Source organism: Persicobacter sp. CCB-QB2 (assembly GCF_001274635.1).
In the GTDB taxonomy this organism is placed as follows: domain Bacteria; phylum Bacteroidota; class Bacteroidia; order Cytophagales; family Cyclobacteriaceae; genus Persicobacter; species Persicobacter diffluens.
In genome coordinates this window covers 2,272,543-2,291,798 of sequence record NZ_LBGV01000001.1, presented here as the reverse complement: position 1 = coordinate 2,291,798, position 19,256 = coordinate 2,272,543, and the positions used below count along the sequence as shown (strand labels likewise).

Sequence of the window (19,256 nt, the reverse complement as noted above, 5' to 3'; positions counted from 1 at the left end):
ATGCATTAGTTTATTGTGTAGTGAAAGACCAGAATTATTTTAAACAGACATATATAACGCTATTGCTGGTGTTCTTCATTTTGTTAGGATATCAGTTTGTGGCGCCTCAAGTGGTTTTTTTAGAGGGCTACCGGAATTTTAAGCTTTTTTCGGATTTGGTGATTAGCGAGGAGCCCCCCTTATTGGCGAATAAAAACGTTTCTACCGACCAGATCCTTCAGGCCATAGAGGCTGCCGCTAGTGATGAAGAAGGATCTTCTTTTGTAAAAGAGGAAGAACCAGCCTCAGGGCAAGCACCAAAAGCCCCTGTTTTAGCCTCAGAAAATAATCCATCCCCTAGTTCCAAAGATGATATGCAAGCTTCAGGCGAAGCTGGCTTGAAAGCGCGACAGCCCAAACGGTCCCTTCCTTTCCCAAAGGAAGAGTTTCGATCCAAGTCTTTAAACTCTTTTTATAAAGCGCTGGACGAATTACGGAAAGGCAGAAAGGACAGGGTGCGGATTGCCTTTTTTGGAGATTCGATGATTGAGGGAGACTTGATTGTCAGCACGCTTCGATCCCTATTTCAAAGTAAATTTGGCGGACAGGGAGTAGGCTATGTTCCGCTCACCTCTCAGGTGGCCGGATTCCGGGGCACCATTCGTCATCAGTTTTCTGATGGCTGGAAATTGGATAATTATATTTTCAATCGTCACGAAAGTCCCTTTGATTTTGGAATCAGCTGTGATGTCACCTATGCCCAGGCTCCGGGCAAGGAACAATGGGTGAAGTATGAAGGCGTACATAGAAAAAGACTGGATTCCCTTCAACGCGTCCGCTTATTTTACGGGACGCCTAAGTCTGAAAGTGATGAGTATAAATTGACGGCCATCCTCGACAAAAAGGATTCCGTGAATTTGTCCTTAAATGGAAACAAGGTGGTCAATGAGTTGCAGGTTTCTTCTATTCCGGTAAAAACTCTTGAAATGAAATTTGAAACAGATGCTAACTTACCCATATATGGGGTGAGCGTAGAGTCCTCTAAGGGCGTTTTTGTGGATGACCTCCCCTTAAGAGGAAGTAGCGGAACGCATCTGCGTCACTTGAATCCGGAGGTGCTGAATTCTTTTAATGATTATTTGGAGTATGATCTGGTGATTATGCAATTCGGGACGAATGTGGCAGATACCAGTAGTCTGAATTATGCCTGGTATGGCGCTAACCTTTATAAGACGATTCGGTATATACAGGAGGAGATGGATGCGCCCTGCCTGGTGATTTCCATGGCAGATAAAGCCCGTAAGATTGACGGCGAATTAAAGACTGACCCGGCGGTTGCTGGTGTAATAACGGCCCAAATGGGCGCTGCAAGCAGAGCCAATGCAACCTTTTTTAATTTATTTCAGGCCATGGGAGGAGAAGGATCTATCATTGATTGGGTAGAGTCTGAGAAGCCATTGGCAAATAAAGATTATACGCACTTTAATTTTAGAGGCGCGAATAAAGTGGGGCATTTGCTTTTTGACTTTTTGATTGATGGCTGGGGGAGTCATCGGGCGAGCAATCAGATTGCGCCAAAGCAATTGACACAACGGAAATCAACTCCGGTAGAAATTTTAAAAGCAAAAAAGATTCGTTAAATACATGATCAGAGGTTTATTTTTTACGCTTTGGATGCTGGTGGGGAGTTTAAGTGTCTGGGCCGGGGAGGAATTGGGAGCAAGAGAAGAGCGACCATTGGTTAATGAAGTGGCGGATACCATTGGCAATGCCGGTCATTTGCGTGCTTTCTTTAAACAATTGGAGGCTTTAGAAAGCAAAAAGCAACAAAAAGTAAATATTGTCCATATTGGCGATTCCCATATTCAGGCTGATTTCTTTACCGGGGAAATGCGGAAGCTTTTCCAGGAAGACTTTGGCGATGGCGGTATTGGGCTGACCTTCCCTTATAATTTGGCTAAAACCAATGGGCCAAAGCAGGTTCGGTTCAAATCTAATATTTCCTGGACTTCTAAACGAAATTCCAGATCCAAGCCTGTGCAGGAGACAGGGGTTTCGGGTCATGGGATCAAAACGCCTTCAGATTATTACCAGATTAACCTGAATCTGGCGGATTCTGCTGCAGGTTTTGACCGTCTGTGGGTGTTTTATGAGCCGGGAAATCATACTTACGATTTAAAAGTAGGGCAGCCTAAGCCCGGTGCCAGTACCGAAAGGAAATTTATACCCACACCGGAAAAAGTTTACCATACCGTTCGCTCAGGGGAAAGTCTGTATAGTATTGGGCGGAAGTACGGCGTTTCGGTATCCAAAATACAATCCTGGAATAATCTGGGAAGTAAATCATTAATTCGCCCCAAGCAAAAGTTGGTGGTGAAGAATGGCGAGCATCCTTCGGCAGTAGACCGGATCAAGGCGGACGATATGCAGTGGGCTGCTGTTGATCGCCAAATCTTTCCATTGGGTATGCAGGTCTTTGAATGGGATCAGCCGCAACAGGCCGCCATTGTGCAAGGCTTTAAAAAAGGAGATGCTCAAAAATACGCCAATTTAACCGGCTTTTATGTAGAAGATAGTCAGGCGTCCGGTATCGTGTATAGTGCCATCGGTTCGAATGGTGCTAAATATCTGGATTATAATAAATACAATTTGTTCTTTGAGCAATTGGGTGAATTACCGGCAGACCTCTATATATTTTCCATGGGGACCAATGAATGCTTTGCGCCTACCTATAGCCTGAAGGACGTAGAGCGTGATGTGCTGGATTTTATTCACCGTGTGAGAAAAAAGCATCCTAACGCTCCTATTCTGTTGACCACCCCGGCAGATAGCTATACGGGGAGAGGCAGAAATCGGAAATTCAATCCAAGGGTAGAGCAAGTCCGAGATGTCATTATTGAGGTGGCGCAAAAGGAACAAGTTGCCTATTGGGATTGGTGGCGAGTGATGGGAGGAGCCAATGGAATTTCAAATTGGAAGAAGCAGGGCTTTAGCCGAGACTATGTGCATTTTTCAGCCGATGGCTACCGCCTTCAGGGGGAAATGCTTTATGAAGCCTTGATGAGAGCCTATCAAAAATCGCGTATTGGAGAAGAATTGCCGATTAAGGGTTTACATTCGCCACAAACGATGCCCGCCAAAATACCCTTTGAAGGGAAAATGGAGCAGGTGGATCAGAATGCTTTAAGCGGATATTGGATAGATCAGGAGGCTCAGGTTATGACTGCTGGCTGTTTTTCCTCAGGAAGTCTTGCGGCCCTAAATCCTAAGTTTTTTTCTGATATTTTTCAATACCAGAAAAAGGCTCCTTTGCTTTTCAATTCAGGGGTTTTCTTTGTCTTGTTTTTAATTTTTTATGCCATTTATCTGAAGTGGGAAAAAGTACAGACCTTTCGGGTGGTTTATGTGACCTTGTTTTCCTTGTTCTTCTATTATAAATCCAGTGGGTTCTATTTCATTATTCTTATTTTTTCTTCCATAGTGGATTACTATTTGGGAAATAAGATTTATGAGGAGGAAGATGATAAGAAACGAAAGCTCTATTTATTAGCCAGTGTGGTCTGTAATTTGGGGATTTTGGGTTATTTTAAATACACCAATTTTTTCATAAATTCTATCAATGGTTTAACAGGAGCTGAAATTGGTTCTCTGGATATATTTCTTCCAATTGGGATTTCCTTCTATACTTTTCAGACCATGAGTTATTCTATTGATCTGTATAGAAGAAGCATGAAGCCGGCGGAATCCTTTTGGGATTTTACCTTTTTCGTAACCTTTTTTCCGCAGCTGGTGGCGGGGCCAATTGTTCGGGCGGCGGACTTTATTCCTCAGATTCACCAAAAGCTGAGTCTTTCCAAAAAGGACATGTCTTTGGCTTTTAGTCTGATTATTGGCGGCTTGATCAAAAAGGCGATTATTTCCGATTATATTAGCATTAATTTCGTAGATCGGGTATTTAACGCTCCGGCGCTTTATTCAGGTTTTGAAAACTTAATGGCTGTTTATGGCTATGCCATTCAGATTTATTGTGACTTTTCAGGCTATTCGGATATGGCCATTGGTATTGCATTATTGATGGGTTTCCGGCTCCCCGTGAATTTTCAAACCCCTTATAATTCAGGGAGCATTACTGAGTTTTGGCGCCGTTGGCATATTTCCCTGTCTTCCTGGTTGAGGGATTATTTGTATATTCCATTGGGAGGGAATCAAAAAGGGAAAGTCAGAACCTATGTTAACCTGATGCTTACCATGTTGCTTGGAGGATTATGGCATGGTGCTTCATGGAATTTTGTGCTTTGGGGGGCGCTTCATGGAGGTATTTTGGGAATAGAGAGATTGCTAAAAGGTCGTTTCCAATTTCCCAAAAGTGATGCATGGCGCTTCTTGGGACAAGTTTATACTTTCCATTTTGTATGCTTGGCCTGGATATTCTTTCGGGCGGCGAATTTTGAGGATGCCAGCCTTTTGATCAATAGGATCATGACTGATACTGCTTTCGGGCAAATTCCTCAGGTGTTAATGGGCTATAAGGAAGTGTTTGCTTTGATGTTCCTGGGCTATGCGACGCATTGGGCTCCAAAAAATGTGGGAACCACCGTAAATCGCATTTTTTATCGCTTTCCATTATGGGGCAGAGCCTTGACGATGGCGGTGGTAATTTGGTGCATTTGGCAGGTTTCTTCCTCTGAGGTTCACCCCTTTATCTATTTCCAGTTTTAAGGCTTGATTAAAAGCGATAAGTCACGAGAGGGAATTTGATTTGAGTATTTCAGGGTTTTCCATATTGGTGGCACATGTTGCTAAAAAGACCTTCTTTCTCTGCTGTAATAATCAAGTTTTCTTGGTGAATATGGTTTTTTCGTCATGCCCCTGACGGAAATATCTTTTATTCCCCATTTTTTTTAACAGGACTTTCCTAAATTATTAGTCACATTTCGGAGAGTCATATATATTTTTAAAATGAAAAAAATAAATACGGACCGTTCATTAGCGGTTTTAATAGATGCAGATAATGTAAGTTCCGCTTTTGTAAGTGAAATGATGGAGGAAATTGCGCGCTTTGGCCTTCCTACCACCCGCAGGATTTACGGAGACTGGACACGACCAAATTTATCGGGATGGAAATCGGTACTGTTAGAGAATGCGATTAATCCGGTGCAGCAATACAGTTATACCCAAGGGAAAAATGCGACGGATTCCGCTATGATCATTGATGCCATGGATATATTGTATTCGGGTAAGGTGGATGGTTTCTGCATTGTTTCCAGTGATAGTGATTTTACCCGATTAGCCACTCGATTAAGGGAGTCGGGCATGTGGGTAATGGGGGTTGGAGAGCAGAAAACACCGAAGCCTTTTATTGTGGCCTGTAATAAATTTGTGTATTTGGAGGTGTTGAAAAAAGATTCCTCCAAAGAAGAAAATAAAGCCAGCGGTAGTAAGGAGGAGAGTTTAAATCGGATTAATCAACGCCTGATTTCGTTATTGCAATCTTCCGTTGATGATGTTTCTGATGACAGCGGCTGGGCCAATTTAGGTGAATTCGGTAGTTTGTTGAGTAAAAAGCGTCCTGATTTTGATGCTAGAAATTATGGCTTTAGCAAGCTGATGAATATGATTAAGTTCTTATCTGATTATTTTGAGCTGGATGAAAGAGTTTCCGATCAGGACTCCGCCGTAAAACATGTTTACCTCAGATCGCTTCGCAAAAAAGAAGCGAAACGAGGACGGAAATAATAATAAATAGGGCTGTTTAAAATAGTCTTTGCCAGTATTAAGCGCATGTTTAAAAGCACGCTATCCGGCTACAAATTCGAATTATTGGAAGCGATAAAGGTTAATTGCTCAAAATAGCATTGCTATTCTCTAAAAATAATCCTTTATCGCTTCTGCAATAATCAAATGCTCGCTGCAAATTTTGGCATTTAAACACGCTCCTAAACAGCCATTTACCGAAAGATATTTTTCATTCTTTTACGAAATGATCTTCCTTTAAAATGTCAGAAGGGGATTTGCCATATTGCTCTTTGAATTTTTTAGAAAACCTGCTAATGTGGTAAAATCCATTATCATAAATTAATGCCGTGATATTGGTCTCCTTTGGATCCGCCTTTTCAAGTAAATCTTTAACGTGATCCATTCGCATTTTATTAAAATACTGAATGGGGCCCATCCCATAGACTTTATTGAAGTGGTGCTGGATAGTTCTCGCAGGTACTTGGCAAATGTCTGCCACCATGCCTAAGGAAATGGAATCTCCTTTTTTAATTTGCTCCTCAAAGAAAGTAACCGCTTTTGCAATTACAAGATTAGATTTATCTGCAGGTGGAAACATAGTCAATCGATGAATTTGGTTTGAAATGGTAATGAAAGTCTGAATAGGTTCGCCTTTTCTTTTGGGGGAAACAGACAGACCTGATTACAAGCATTTATTGGCCTCATTCACTAAATCGTAAATATGGGGTATAATTTTTTAAATAATAAATACAAAGCTAAGAGGGAGAATTGGTAATGTATAGCCTAATTACGCAAATGGTGAATTATATCCATAAAGGGATGTAAGGTTTTAGGAGATTGTCTTGTTAAAGAGGCTATTGCATGAGGCAAAAAAAAAGGTTGCCGAAGCAACCTTTATAGTTTTTTTTTAAAGCTCGTTTTTAATAGTATTGATTTAGCATTACTGGCATTACTAACATGAGCAAGTCTTCATCTTCATCCTGATCAGAAGGGATAATCAATCCGGCTCTGTTAGGTTGGGAGAACTGGAAGGTTACTTCAGTGGAGTTTAGATTATTCAGCATTTCAATCAAGAACTTGGCGTTGAACCCAATATCGATATCTTCTCCTTCATGCTCGCAGGAAAGCGTTTCATTCGCTTCATTAGAAAAATCTAAATCTTCTGCGTGTACACTTAACTCTGTGCCTTTTAAAGATAATCTCACCTGATTGGTGGTCTTGTTGGCGTAAATTGCCAAGCGCTTTAAAGTGCTTAGGATTTGCATTCTATTGATGGTCATCTCATTGGTGTTGTCCAATGGAATGACATTTTCATAATCCGGAAAGCGCTCGTCGATTAAACGGCTAATTAATCGAAGGTTTTCAAAAGCAAAGTGGGCATTGGTATCATTGAATTCAATGGCTACCGGGCTCTCATCTGCCGGAAGGTTAGACTTCAATAAGTTTAAGGCCTTGCGTGGAATAATGATGGAAGCACCCGAAGCCCCTTCCACTTCTTTTTTGCGGTAACGCACCAAACGGTGGCCATCCGTGGCAACAAAAGTAGCTTCATCTTCCTCCAAATTGACGAACACCCCCGTCATGGCAGGACGTAAATCATCAGTACCTGCAGCGAAAATGGTATTGTTGATCGCACGGCTCATAGCATCACCACTAAGTTCTATGCTGTGCCCGTTTTCAACTACCGGAATTTTAGGGAAGTCTGTAGCATTTTCCCCGGACAGTTTGTAGTGACCATTTTCAGAAATAATCTCAATACTGTAGGTTTCTTCGTCTACCGCAATGGTTACAGGCTGCTCAGGCAGGTTTTTCAGCGTATCCAATAGGATTTTTGCCGGAATAGCAATGCTACCACTTTCTTCCGCATTTACTTCAATTTCAGTAATCATGGAAGATTGTAGATCAGAGGCGGTCACGGTCAATTTGCCTGCCGCGCCATCTACTTCAAATAAAAAATTCTCCAAAATCGGGACTACCGGATTTGTGGTAACCACACCGTGAATTTTGGACAATTGCTTCAACAATGAAGAGGAAGAAACAATAAACTTCATATAAATGCAGGGTTTGTAATTTTCTTATCTACCTCACTCATTCTAAGTGAGTTATTGAAATTGCGATTTCGCAATGTTAAATATATAAAATTAATCTCATTTTATGAATCCCCATCTCCTCTATCGGATGGAATAATGGGAGAATCAGGTTTTTTATTGTGGGAAGTCGGGGAGTTGGGCAAGCCATTTAATGCCTTCCGCATTACATTGAAGACAGCCGTGGGACAAGCCATTGGTGACGACTATATAAGGCGCCCGAAGGGTTTGGTTATAGGTGGCAGCCTGCTGTACTACCTTTTGATCCAATTTGACTGAGGGTGCTTTGCACTCAATGAGCATAAAAGGCTGACCATTGCGGTCAAAGACTAAGCCGTCGGATCTTTTTTGAATGCGATTATATTTAAGGCCTGTTTCCAGCGCGATAAGGCTGGCGGATAGCCCAGGCTGTTGATTAAATACTGAATAAAATGCTGGCGCACCCACTCTTCCGGGGTTAGCACAATTTCTTTTTTGCGCAGGGGGTCAAAAATATACTTGCGCCCCTGATCTTCCCGAATTCTGAAAGGGAAGCTGGGTAAATTTAATTTCTCCATAAATCAGGAGCGCAAGATGCAATGATGTGATTGAACACACAAATTCCTAGCTGGCAGAAAGCATGGGGATCATCTGTTTTTTTCGAACCACTGCTTTCAGGGCTACCTTGATTTTCTCACGGATATTGCTGGAGCTTTTTTCTTTCGGCTCATAACTTAGGGCTTTATGTACTGTATTTAATTTGCTGAGCCCTTTTTGTAAGGGTTTAATAGCGGAGGGATTCAGGTTGACTAAGATATCATATTGCATTAGGGAAGGGATCAAACTTTCCTTGGCCGACATTTGCTGAATGTTGATTCCCTGAGATAAAAAGGTGTCGGTAATAGACTTTAAAGTGTTATCTCCTTCGTCTGTAAAAAGCGTAATCCAAAATTGTTTTTCCATAACGATGATAATTTTAGGGTTGGGGGATAAAAAAAAGTCCTTCTTTCCAAGGGAGAGAAGGACTTTTCTATATTTATTAACGCAAAACATTTAATATATATACAATCATTCTCTCACCGTATTAGGGGTGAGCAGTAGACCTGCTGAATGTTAAACATATATCGTTTTGTAGTTTTCATATTAAAATCTTTTCAGTACTAATTTAACAAGTACCGTTCCAAATGTAGAGGTTAGGGGGTTAAATAGCAAGAAAAACAGGGATTTACTTGGTTGTTTGGCTAAAGAGATAGCGTGGTGGTGAGTGTAATTTTTTTTTAATATTTTGAGCGGATGAAATATGCTAGCATTGCTCATTGTTTGGAAGAATCTTTATTTCTAACTTCCCGCCAGTTGACTTTTTCTAGTCTTTGAAATTTTTCCATATTCAAATAAATATGCTTTCAGAAGCGCTTCAACCTTATTTCGTATTGGGCGTTACCTTCCTGCTCTTTACTTTAATTTACCTGGATAAACTTAGGGCTTCCGTCGGCTTTTTGTTAGGCGGTTTGGTATTTGCCCTCACCGGTATTTTGAATGGAGATGATCTTTTGGCGGGCTTTTCCAATAGTTCGATCATTTCGGTGATGTTATTGATTCTCATTACGGCAGGTATACGGAAGAACTTTAATCTGGTGATGTGGCTGGATAAAATGTTCCCGGCAAATGCCACCTATAAAGGATTTCTGGCCCGCATGATGGCGCAGGTAGCAGTGGTTTCTTCCTTTATTAATAATACCCCAGTAGTGGCGATAATGACTCCCTATGTATTCAATTGGGGGAGGAAAAATGGCGTAAGCCCTTCTAAATTATTGATTCCGCTCTCATTTGCGACTATACTGGGCGGGATGCTGACCCAGATTGGTACCTCTACCACTTTAGTGTTACAAGGTTTTTTGAATGAGGCGGCATTGCCGGGTTTGGCTACATTTGATTTATTAAGGATTGGCTTGGCTGTGGTGACGGTCGGGATTGTGTTTTTTTTAGTGTATGGGCATAAATTATTGCCGGATCGCCAGGGAGCAATAGCCAAATTTCAGGAGAATATTCGGGAATTTGTAGTCGAAACAGAGCTTTCCTCCAAATCAAAATTGGTCGGAAAAACGATAGTGGAAGCAGGATTAAGAAATTTGAAGGGCGTTTATCTGGTAGAGATTATTCGGGAGGATAAGGTGATTTCTCCGGTGCAGCCAGATGAAATAGTGCAGGGAGGAGATCATTTATTCTTTGCGGGAGACACCAGTTCTATTCATGATTTGGTGCTTTCGATGGAAGGATTAAGGTTGCCCAAAGACAAATACCAAAGGGAAAATGAGGCGGTACAAGTCATTGAGGCCGTGGTGGCCAAGACCTCTCCTCTCATTGGAAGAACGGTTAAGACTTCCGGCTTTCGAAATCGGTATGATGCTGCCGTGGTGGCCATTCACCGACAAGGAGAAAGAGTAAGCGGGAAAATTGGTGATATCACCCTGCTTTCCGGAGATTTACTATTGTTGTATGCCGGAAGAGGATTTTCAAATCGGGTGAATTTTTTCAGTGACCTTCATGTGGTCAATCAGGTAGAGGAGTTTGCCAAGCCCAGTAAGCAGCGCTCCTGGTCTTTGGTGCTGACGGCCTTAATGGCGATTGGTTTGGCCGTCACCGGGGTATATTCGTTGTTTTTGTCGTTGATGCTTATTTTTGCAGTGATGGCAGCCACTTCTCTGGTTACGATCTCGGATATTAAAAAGTCAGTGGATATTGACATGTTTTCCATTTTGGCTTTCTCGCTGGTGCTTGGAAATGCCATGGTCAAAACGGGGGCTGGTCAAATGCTGGCAAGTGGACTGCTGGAGGTATTAGCCCCTTTCGGTCCGCTCTCCATTATGGTGGGGCTGTTTATTATCACCACCTTATTGACCAGCTTCGTAACCAATGTCGGGGCGGTGTCCATCGCATTCCCATTGGCTTTAGCAGTGGCACAGAAAATGGGAATAGACGGTACACCCCTGTTTCTCACGGTGGCCTATGCCGCATCAGGTGCTTTTTTAACGCCCATAGGTTATCAAACCAACCTGATGGTATTTGGCCCGGGAGGTTATACTTTCTCTGATTTTATTAAAGTAGGCGTGCCAATCACCCTGCTATATATGCTGGTGAGTTTAGCAATGATTTACTTTTTGTATCATGATCAGTTAGTTCCCGTTTTAGCCGGCTAGTTCCTGAACCGCATATTTCAACAGTGCCGCCACAGAAATGCCCTCCGTGATTTCCTGCCGGTCGATCATTTGTAAAGCTTCTTTGAGGGTGACTTTTTTCTGACGAAGTACTTCGGTTTCATCGGGGTTGGTAGCTCCGGCCCGTAAGCCCGCGCAATAAATACATAGGCTTGTTGATCCGTGGACGAAATGGAAGGGTGCAAATGCAAAAAGCCCTTCCAGTCATTAGCGGAGAAGCCGGTTTCTTCCTGGAGTTCTCTTTTGGTCGCCTCCAGTAAGTCCTCATTTTCTTCAGCACCGCCCAAAGGAATTTCCCAGGAGTAGCGGTCTACCGTATAGCGGAATTGCCCTACCAGCCAAATTTTGCCATCCTCATCGATGGGTAATGCTCCGACAGCAGTTTGTTGAAAGTGAACTTTTCCATAAAAATCCTCTCTGCCGGAGGGGTTAATGACCTTGTCCTGTTCAATTTTGATCCATGGGGTTTCATAAACGGTTTTGGTGTTTAATTTTATCCAGGGGTTTTCCATGAGGGGATTAAATTTTTGGGTGCGGATGATATTTTCACTATTCGAACTAATAACGATAGATCGACATATAAATAACTACAATTCACCGATATTTTTTATGTGATCCTTAGCGCTAAGCTAAATATTTATGAAATCGAACCTTTGGGTTACCCTTAGAGGTCCTGAGGTTATTTTTCATATCTTTTTGATTAAGTGGTTTAAGCTTGAAACCGTTGATCCCTATTATTTATTATATCAATTTGTAAATCAGGCCTAACCTGAATTGTTCCTGCATAAATCCTCTTTTAGCTGCAAGGCTGAAAAAATGAAAGGATTTTTTCTGTTTCGAGTTTTTTCCAAGGGAGCAGAAGAATGAGGAAAAAGTAAGTTTAGCCAAGTTGGGGCTATTAATAAATCAGTGAGTACTACCTTATTGAACTGAAAAGGGATCATTTAGAATGAATGGCTAAATCCGGAGATAAATAACTTGGGCAAATATTTCTAATTTCTCCTTCCTTTTTCCTCCCATTTTTCTTTCCTCAGCTTTCATGAAAAAGCCGTGGCTCCTTTAGGAAAAATTGAGGGATCGCAAAAATTAATTCTATTTTTGCGGAATGAAAGAGATTAAAGTGTTAGCAGCGCAGCGAACGCCCGACTTAGTGGAAGCCGGATGCGATGAGGTGGGAAGAGGGTGTTTGGCAGGGCCGGTAGTGGCTGCCGCCGTTATTTTGCCTAAAAATTACAGTCACCCCTTGCTGAATGACTCGAAACAGTTAACTGCTAAAAAAAGGGAAGCACTTGAAAAAGTGATCAAGGAGGATGCTTTGGCCTGGGCAATTGCCGAAGTGGATCATCAGGAAATTGATCGAATAAATATTTTAAATGCCTCCATGTTGGCGATGCACAAGGCCATTGATCAGTTGGAGCTGCGCCCGGAGTTGCTATTAATCGACGGGAATAAATTCTCTCCCTATATGGGCATTATGCATGAGTGTATTGTGAAGGGAGATGGTAAATTTCTGTCCATTGCTGCCGCTTCTATTTTAGCCAAAACCTATCGTGATCAATTAATGGAGGATTTGGCTAAGGATTATCCGCATTATGCCTGGGAAAAAAATGCGGGCTACCCGACAAAAGTGCATCGTGCCGGAATAAAAGCACATGGGCCTAGTCCTTTTCACCGGATGTCTTTTAAATTGCTGCCCGAAGAATAAAAACTTTTTTTTATGGCTCGAAATACCTGCTGGATAGTGACGATCATAACTATCTTCCTTAATTGTTGGGGAGGTTTGCAGGTTTGTGGCCAGACAAAACAAAGCAGGTGGTTTCACTTATCGCTGGATAGTTTGGAATTTCCCCATGTCATAGAAGTGGAAGAGGATACATCCACGGAAGTGATTAATCAGCATCTGGAGCAATTGATTAGTCCCACCAATATAGAGGACTCGCTCCGAACACGAAAGATGCTGGATTCATTGAAGTCCTTTTCTGATCGAACAAAGGTGGGCGCGCGCTTATATAGCTTACTGTTCGTCAATAATGCCGGTGGAAACAATGAGCGCTATACCCAGGGGCAGATTCAGGATGAATACCAGAAATATTCCGGAGATAGAGTAAATAGTATCACTCTTAAGCAAATTGATATTTTTGGCACCAATATTTACGAACCTTCCACCTGGGACTCGGAAAGGAATGAAAACTTTTGGGGAAATAATCTGACCACTCAGACTCGTCCTTTCATCCTGAAAAGGTTTATTTTGCAAAAGGAAGGGGAGCCGCTGGATGCCGAATTGTTGGCGGAATCGGAACGTTTGCTTCGTGCATCCTCCAATATTCAGGATGCCCGCGTTCTGGTGATGCCGGATCTTTTGGATAGTACTGCCGTGAATGTACTGATCGTCACCAAGGATGTCTTCTCTATTCGGCCCCTGGCGGAAATTAGTAGCCCACAATCAGGCAAGCTGGGATTGGAAGACCGCAACTTTTTGGGCCTGGCGCATACTTTTAAATTACAGGGATCTTATGATTTTCGGGATTCCACCCAATTGGGGATAGAGGTGGGCTATGAGTTACGCAATATCAGGGCTTCTTTCGTGGATGCAGGAATAGAATTTAAAGATGATTCGAGGGAAACTCGTCACAGAGCCTATGTTGATCGTGAGTTTGTTTCGGCTAAATTGCGATGGGCGGGGGGCGTTGATTTGAAGCAAAATACCATCAAAAATCAATTTATCTCCAGACAAGATACCATACCAGGGCCTATTAGAAATATTGAGCAGGATTATTGGGCTTCTGTGGCATTTCCTTTAGGCGATAAAAATGACTTACAGGCGCCCCGGCTTTTTACGACAGGGAGGTATTTTGATAGTAAGTTTCCTGAACGGCCTTTTGTGTCGCCGGACTCTAATCGATTATTTGAGAATCGGAGATTATTGTTGGCAGGCCTGAGTTTAAACCAACAAGCTTTCTACAAATCCAATTTAATTCGAGCCTTTGGGCAGACAGAGGATGTTCCGGTAGGGTGGAAGATCAGTGGCAATGTAGGTTATCAGTGGTTTGAATTTCAGCAGGGTATTATATATAGTGCAGAATTGTCAAAGGCCTGGTATCGTCCCCGGAAAGGGTATTTTTACGCTTTTTTATATGGCTCTCTGTGTACGGATTATGAGAAAGTACATAATTATGCAGTGAGCACCCAAATGAAATACATTAGCCCTTTATTGAAATTAGGCTCCATGAGATTGCGTAATTTTTTTGAACTAGAGTTTAGTCAGTTGTTTGGGTATCAGGGAGTGATTGACCTGGAGCTTGATCGGGAAAGGGATGTACGTGGCTTGAGTGTGCCCTGGGTATATGGTGATCGTAAAATTTTAGGCAGATACGAAAGTGTGGTTTTTACCCCTTGGCAGTTTATTGGTTTTAAAGTGGCCATGTTTGCCTTTGCTGATATTGCGCATATCCGAACGCCGGAAGTGGTAGTGCCTTCTCAGGGTTTTTATAATGGCGCGGGGGCCGGATTAAGAATAAGAAATGAGGAGCTGGTATTCAATACTTTTCAGTTTCGTTTTGGTTATTATCCTAATGCTCCCCAGGGTATATCAGCATTTGCTTTTGATGTTTCAACCAAAACACTGATTAATTGGGATGATTTCAAAATCCGGAAGCCCAATGTACGCTTTTTGGAAAACTAAGTCGGATTAACCAAGCTTAAACCCTCGTTTAGTCCCAGTGCGGGAAAAATGAAAAAATAGTTCCTTATTTCAAGTTTTTTCCAAGGAAGCAGATGAATGAGGAGAAAGCAAGCCTTGCCAAATTGGGGCGAATAAAAAAATAGTAAATCTATCGTAATAAAGTCGTATTAAGCATTTTGAGGATATTCGATGAATCTGGTGATGAATAATTCAGGGCAACATGAAAGGGGGCTAAATGCGCCAAAACAGGTGCTCCGAAAATAGATTTCTTAAAGCATCTGTTTCACCGCGAGTTTAAAACCGCAGCATCCGACTGCTAATTCGAATTATTGGAAGTGATTTTGAGCCATTTCGCAACATTAGCGCTGCTATTTTCTGAAAATAATGGCGTATCGCTTCTACCATATTTCAAATTTTCCCTACGAATTTTGGCTTTTCCATCCGCTCTTATTGTTTAAAGAGTGGATACCAATTCCTTTTTAAAGGGCTTCCAGCAGGTTTCTACCTGACAGCAGCTTTTTCCCAGACTATTGTTAATAATTGTGGAGTGTGCAATGAAGTTGCCCTCGGACTTTTGACCTACCGAATGAACACTCACCTGATTTTCCAGTTTCGTTTCGGCCAGATAATTTACTGTTAGTTTACTAATTTGATGCTTTTGCCAGATGCTTTTGTCCAGATTATCAATGGCCCATTGCAAGTATCGGGTATTATTTACATGATTGTTCAGGTCAATATCTCCATACCGAACGTGAAATTGGAAAGGCTGCTCCACTTCCACTTTGGGGACTCGCTGAGGGGATTGCTCAATGCCATGTTTTTCGGGAAAAGCAGGCATTCGGTCGGCAGTATCTCCTATTAAGCCTGGGCGTCTGGTCTGATGGTCAATGATTACCCAAAGGGTAGTCGCCTTGACGATACATTCGCCATCGTCATTAAATATTTCAAAGTCCCGGTGTGAAAAGGATCGCTGGTAATTTTTTACCCAGGACTTTACCCGGACATGTTCTCTCCATTTAGGGAATTTAAGGAATTCGATCTCCATTCTGCTAAGTACCCACAATTGTCCTTTGGCCAGCATATCATGAAAACCAAAACCCCGGTGAATGGCATGGTTTCCCGCTGCATCTTGTAGCATGTCAGCAAGAACAATCGGGCGTGCGAAACCGTATGGATCGCATTGATAGGCGCGAATATGAAAATCCTGTTGCCAGATACCTTCTATTTCTTTCATTGGGTTAAGGGGTTTGAATTTTTGATCCAATGTAGTGAACTCTTCCCAAAGTGGGAAATTTCTAAAAGAAAAGGGTTTCCTTATGCCTTCAGCAGGTTTTTAGCGATCAAAAAAATTTCTGATCTCGCTGCAAAATTGATGGAATTGCTGTTTTTGCCAAGACGATTTTGTATACTTGCTCTTAATAAAATTGCAAACTAGCTAACTCACGATATAATGGACAAGGAAAAATTAAATGACGCACTGATAGCACTGGCCCTGAAAAGAAATCAATTGAGTGCCATGGATTATTCAGATGCAAAATACGATGACGTTGAGGAAGAATTACATGATTTAGAGGATGATTTTTTGGAAGAATATGGTGATTTTCTAGAAGATGTAATCACGGATATTCATGACCAATATTGTCCGGAAAGTGATGTGCTTTCCCCAATTGCGTATTTGGCACATAGTTATTTGAATTTGGGCGAGGATGATAATGGCAAGCCTGCATTTGATGTAGGAGCAAAAGAAGGGGTGATCGTTGATGTAGAAGAAATGGAGGATCGTCTTTGCCGATTAGTGATCGTGCCAAACCCAACGCGCTTTATCATTCAGTCCGGAAAGGCGATGAAGAAAGAAGTTTGGATGGGTGGCGATGTGCTATAAAACCAAATAAAATATAGATCAGAAAAGGCACCGGATTCCGATGCCTTTTTTTTGTTTTCGATTATCGAATTTCTACGCTGGCAGGTAGGGGGAAAAGGATGAATGTTATTCCGGATGAGGCAGGCTAGGGTTTCGCTTAGCGAAATGGCCGGAAAAAGGAAGGAATTTTTCCTGTTTTGAGTTTTTTTTCAAAGAAGAAGAGGTAGGAGGGATGAGCTAGTTTGCCCAAATTTGAGCTAAATAAATTAATGAAAACAAATTTTTATGAACTGAAAATAAGTCGCTTGCACTTAGTTGGTGAATTTAGCGGTGAATAATTCGGGCTATTTTGTGAAAATATAGCACAAAAAAAGACAGTCCCTTTTGAGAACTGCCTTCCTATTTTGCTATGAATTCATTTTAGGATTTAATATCGATCCCCTTTAACACCCTTCTGATATCATTGACCCGTTTCATGATCTTGGTGCTGCCGATCATGTCTTTGTTGTCAATGATTTGTTTAAAATCTTGCAGGTGCTCGATATATGACCCTAGTGCGAGGGAAATATTGTCTGCATTCTGCTCGAAAATAGGGGCCCACATTTCCGGAGAACTTTTAGCCAACCTCACCGTGGACGAGAAACCCGAACCCGCCATGGCAAAGATGTTTTTTTCATTTTTCTCCATATCCAGCACTGTTGCTCCAAGGGCAAAGCTACTGATGTGAGACAGGTGTGAAACATAGGCAATGTGCTTATCGTGCTCAATGGAGTTCATATAGGAAACCCGCATGCCCATGTCTTTAAAGATGCTTTTAATCATGTGATAAGCCAAAGGATCACTCTTTTGCCGGTCGCAAATGATCATCGATTTATTGCGGAATAAACCCTTAAAGGCCGATTCCGGGCCGGAATTTTCCGTACCCGCAATCGGGTGCGTTGCAACATATCTTAATCTTTGAGGATGATCATCGGCCGCCAGGCAGATGTTTTCCTTGGTAGATCCCAGATCAATCACTACTCCTGTTGGGGAGATTAAATCTAAAACGGTAAGGATTTGTTTTTCAATGATGTTTACGGGAGTGGCCAATACTGCAATTGAAGATTGCGGAACGGCTTCCTCCAGCGTCATCACTTTATCAATAATTCCTAACTCCAGTGCTTTTTGTGAATGCCCGGGATTGATGTCAACTCCCAGAATTTCCACTTCATCCAGGGCATCTTTTACGCTCAGGGCAAAGGATCCTCCCAATAGCCCTAAACCTATAACACATATTTTCATAGCAAAAAATAGTCTTAAGGGACCTCAGTATAGATTAGAAGTCGCTAAATATATTGATTAAAAATTAATTTAATTTATTGATATCAAAGGTCTTAAGTCGTTCGATAACCTCTTTGATTTGATTTTCATGAGTACACAGTGAAACACGGATATAGCGCTTGCCTTTATCACCAAAAATAAAGCCGGGAGAAAGGAAAACGGAATGCTCATGCAATAAGTGGTCGACTAACTGTTCCACTTCTTTAACCTGATCCGGAATTTTTGCCCAGATGAACATGCCGGTCTGGTTTTGATCCCAATGACAATCCAGTTGCTTGAGCACTTCTTCCATCAGTAATTTACGATTGGCATAAATTTCATTTTGTTTTTGATGCCATTCATCTGTATTTCCAAGAGCTGCTACGGCCGCTTCCTGCAGCGGTTTGAACATGCCGGAATCTACATTACTTTTGATTTTAATGATTTCATTCAAATAATCAGCTCCACCATTGATCCAGCCAATTCTCCAACCTGCCATATTATGCGATTTGCTCATGGAGTTTAGCTCTATGGCGACCTCTTTTGCACCTTCCACTGCCAAAATGCTGATCGGATTGGAATGTGGCAAAATCATGGAATAGGGATTATCATGGCATATTAAGATTTTATGCTTCAATCCGAAATTCACCAATTTCTCAAACAATTCCTCACTGGCCTGCTTGCCGGTAGGCATATTGGGGTAGTTTACCCACATCATTTTGACGCCCGAAAGATCCATTTTTTCTAAGGCGTCAAAATCCGGTTCCCAGCTTCTTTCGTTCATGGGGAAATTTACCGCTTTGGCACCAATCATTTCTGAAACGGAACGGTAAGCGGGGTAGCCCAACTCTGGTACCAAAACCTGATCTCCGGGATTTAAGAAAGCCAAAGAAATATGAGTAATGCCTTCTTTGGAGCCTAAAAGCGGTAGGATTTCCTGATCTTGATCCAATTGAACCCCATATACACGATAATACCAGTTTGCCATCGCTTTTCTTAAAGGCTCAATCCCTCGGTAAGGTTGATAGCCATGAGCGTCAGGTTTTTGGGCGGCAGTCTGCAAGGCCTCTATGGCTGCTTCAGAGGGCTTTTGGTCAGGATTGCCAATGCCAATATTAATAACAGGTTTGCCTTGAGCCATAAGCTCGCGAACCTCTTGTAGTTTGACGGAAAAATAGTATTCCTTGACACTATTTAGCCGTTCGGCTCTGGAAATGATCATGTGAAATTATATTAGGGAGTTCGAAAAAAAAGATAATAGAGGAGTGGTCTGGCTTGTAAGATTTAAGCCTGATAATAACGATAATAATAATATCGTACGGGGATGATATGTACGCTTACGTTATTCATTTTCTTTTTCGAATGGGACAAACATAAGGTACCCTAATTAAAATTCCAATGGTTATCCTGAAAAAAAA

Annotated in this window: 15 protein-coding genes; 7 read left to right on the top strand and 8 right to left on the bottom strand. The window is 41.9% G+C overall.

Features of this window, described 5'->3' with window-relative positions; genetic code table 11:
* Nucleotides 1-68: 68 nt before the first annotated feature.
* The 3 genes from NG22_RS10245 to NG22_RS10235 all read left to right on the top strand — a co-directional run bounded on the left by NG22_RS10245 (nucleotide 69) and on the right by NG22_RS10235 (nucleotide 5,715).
* Complete coding sequence (locus tag NG22_RS10245; protein WP_157600996.1) at nucleotides 69-1,619, top strand: hypothetical protein; 1,551 nt, start codon at nucleotides 69-71, stop codon at nucleotides 1,617-1,619.
* A 4-nt stretch (nucleotides 1,620-1,623) separates the two neighbouring features.
* The gene (locus NG22_RS17630) at nucleotides 1,624-4,698 is read left to right on the top strand and encodes an MBOAT family O-acyltransferase (protein ID WP_082305048.1); all 3,075 of its coding nucleotides are present in this window, start codon (nucleotides 1,624-1,626) and stop codon (nucleotides 4,696-4,698) included.
* A 240-nt stretch (nucleotides 4,699-4,938) separates the two neighbouring features.
* The gene (locus tag NG22_RS10235) at nucleotides 4,939-5,715 is read left to right on the top strand and encodes an NYN domain-containing protein (protein ID WP_053405638.1); all 777 of its coding nucleotides are present in this window, start codon (nucleotides 4,939-4,941) and stop codon (nucleotides 5,713-5,715) included.
* A gap of 229 nt (nucleotides 5,716-5,944) precedes the next feature.
* Here the strand turns inward: NG22_RS10235 and NG22_RS10230 are convergent, their stop codons facing one another.
* From NG22_RS10230 to NG22_RS10215, 4 genes are all read right to left on the bottom strand, one after another.
* Entirely contained in the window at nucleotides 5,945-6,313 is a 369-nt protein-coding gene (locus NG22_RS10230; protein ID WP_053405637.1) for a helix-turn-helix transcriptional regulator, read from the bottom strand.
* Nucleotides 6,314-6,635: 322 nt separating this feature from the next.
* Nucleotides 6,636-7,766, bottom strand: a complete 1,131-nt coding sequence (gene dnaN, locus NG22_RS10225; protein ID WP_053405636.1) for a DNA polymerase III subunit beta — start codon at nucleotides 7,764-7,766, stop codon at nucleotides 6,636-6,638.
* Nucleotides 7,767-7,919: 153 nt separating this feature from the next.
* On the bottom strand, nucleotides 7,920-8,249 hold the full coding sequence (locus NG22_RS10220; protein ID WP_253275674.1) for a type I restriction enzyme HsdR N-terminal domain-containing protein: 330 nt from the start codon (nucleotides 8,247-8,249) through the stop codon (nucleotides 7,920-7,922).
* Between the two features lie 156 nt (nucleotides 8,250-8,405).
* Nucleotides 8,406-8,744, bottom strand: a complete 339-nt coding sequence (locus NG22_RS10215; protein WP_053405635.1) for a hypothetical protein — start codon at nucleotides 8,742-8,744, stop codon at nucleotides 8,406-8,408.
* A gap of 434 nt (nucleotides 8,745-9,178) precedes the next feature.
* Here NG22_RS10215 and NG22_RS10210 point away from each other — a divergent pair, with 434 nt between their 5' ends.
* On the top strand, nucleotides 9,179-10,978 hold the full coding sequence (locus tag NG22_RS10210) for an SLC13 family permease (protein ID WP_053405634.1): 1,800 nt from the start codon (nucleotides 9,179-9,181) through the stop codon (nucleotides 10,976-10,978).
* A gap of 65 nt (nucleotides 10,979-11,043) precedes the next feature.
* Here the strand turns inward: NG22_RS10210 and NG22_RS10205 are convergent, their stop codons facing one another.
* Nucleotides 11,044-11,508, bottom strand: coding sequence for an NUDIX domain-containing protein (locus tag NG22_RS10205; RefSeq protein ID WP_253275673.1), 465 nt, complete (start codon nucleotides 11,506-11,508; stop codon nucleotides 11,044-11,046).
* Nucleotides 11,509-12,101: 593 nt separating this feature from the next.
* Here NG22_RS10205 and NG22_RS10195 point away from each other — a divergent pair.
* A complete protein-coding gene (locus NG22_RS10195) occupies nucleotides 12,102-12,701 on the top strand; it encodes a ribonuclease HII (RefSeq protein ID WP_053405632.1) in 600 nt (199 codons plus the stop codon).
* 12 nt (nucleotides 12,702-12,713) lie between these two features.
* On the top strand, nucleotides 12,714-14,678 hold the full coding sequence (locus NG22_RS10190) for a hypothetical protein (RefSeq protein WP_053405631.1): 1,965 nt from the start codon (nucleotides 12,714-12,716) through the stop codon (nucleotides 14,676-14,678).
* Between the two features lie 454 nt (nucleotides 14,679-15,132).
* Here the strand turns inward: NG22_RS10190 and NG22_RS10185 are convergent, their stop codons facing one another.
* On the bottom strand, nucleotides 15,133-15,912 hold the full coding sequence (locus tag NG22_RS10185; protein ID WP_157600994.1) for an acyl-[acyl-carrier-protein] thioesterase: 780 nt from the start codon (nucleotides 15,910-15,912) through the stop codon (nucleotides 15,133-15,135).
* Between the two features lie 216 nt (nucleotides 15,913-16,128).
* On the opposite strand from NG22_RS10185, the gene NG22_RS10175 reads away from it, so the two are divergent.
* Nucleotides 16,129-16,560: a hypothetical protein gene (locus tag NG22_RS10175; protein ID WP_053405628.1), complete on the top strand. Its 432-nt coding sequence runs from the start codon at nucleotides 16,129-16,131 to the stop codon at nucleotides 16,558-16,560.
* Nucleotides 16,561-16,959: 399 nt separating this feature from the next.
* Here the strand turns inward: NG22_RS10175 and NG22_RS10170 are convergent, their stop codons facing one another.
* Together NG22_RS10170 and NG22_RS10165 are read right to left on the bottom strand one after the other, a co-directional pair.
* Nucleotides 16,960-17,820 (bottom strand): prephenate dehydrogenase, encoded by an 861-nt coding sequence (locus NG22_RS10170; protein ID WP_053405627.1) that lies wholly within the window; start codon nucleotides 17,818-17,820, stop codon nucleotides 16,960-16,962.
* Nucleotides 17,821-17,884: 64 nt separating this feature from the next.
* Nucleotides 17,885-19,060: a pyridoxal phosphate-dependent aminotransferase gene (locus NG22_RS10165; protein WP_053405626.1), complete on the bottom strand. Its 1,176-nt coding sequence runs from the start codon at nucleotides 19,058-19,060 to the stop codon at nucleotides 17,885-17,887.
* Between the last annotated feature and the right edge of the window lie 196 nt (nucleotides 19,061-19,256).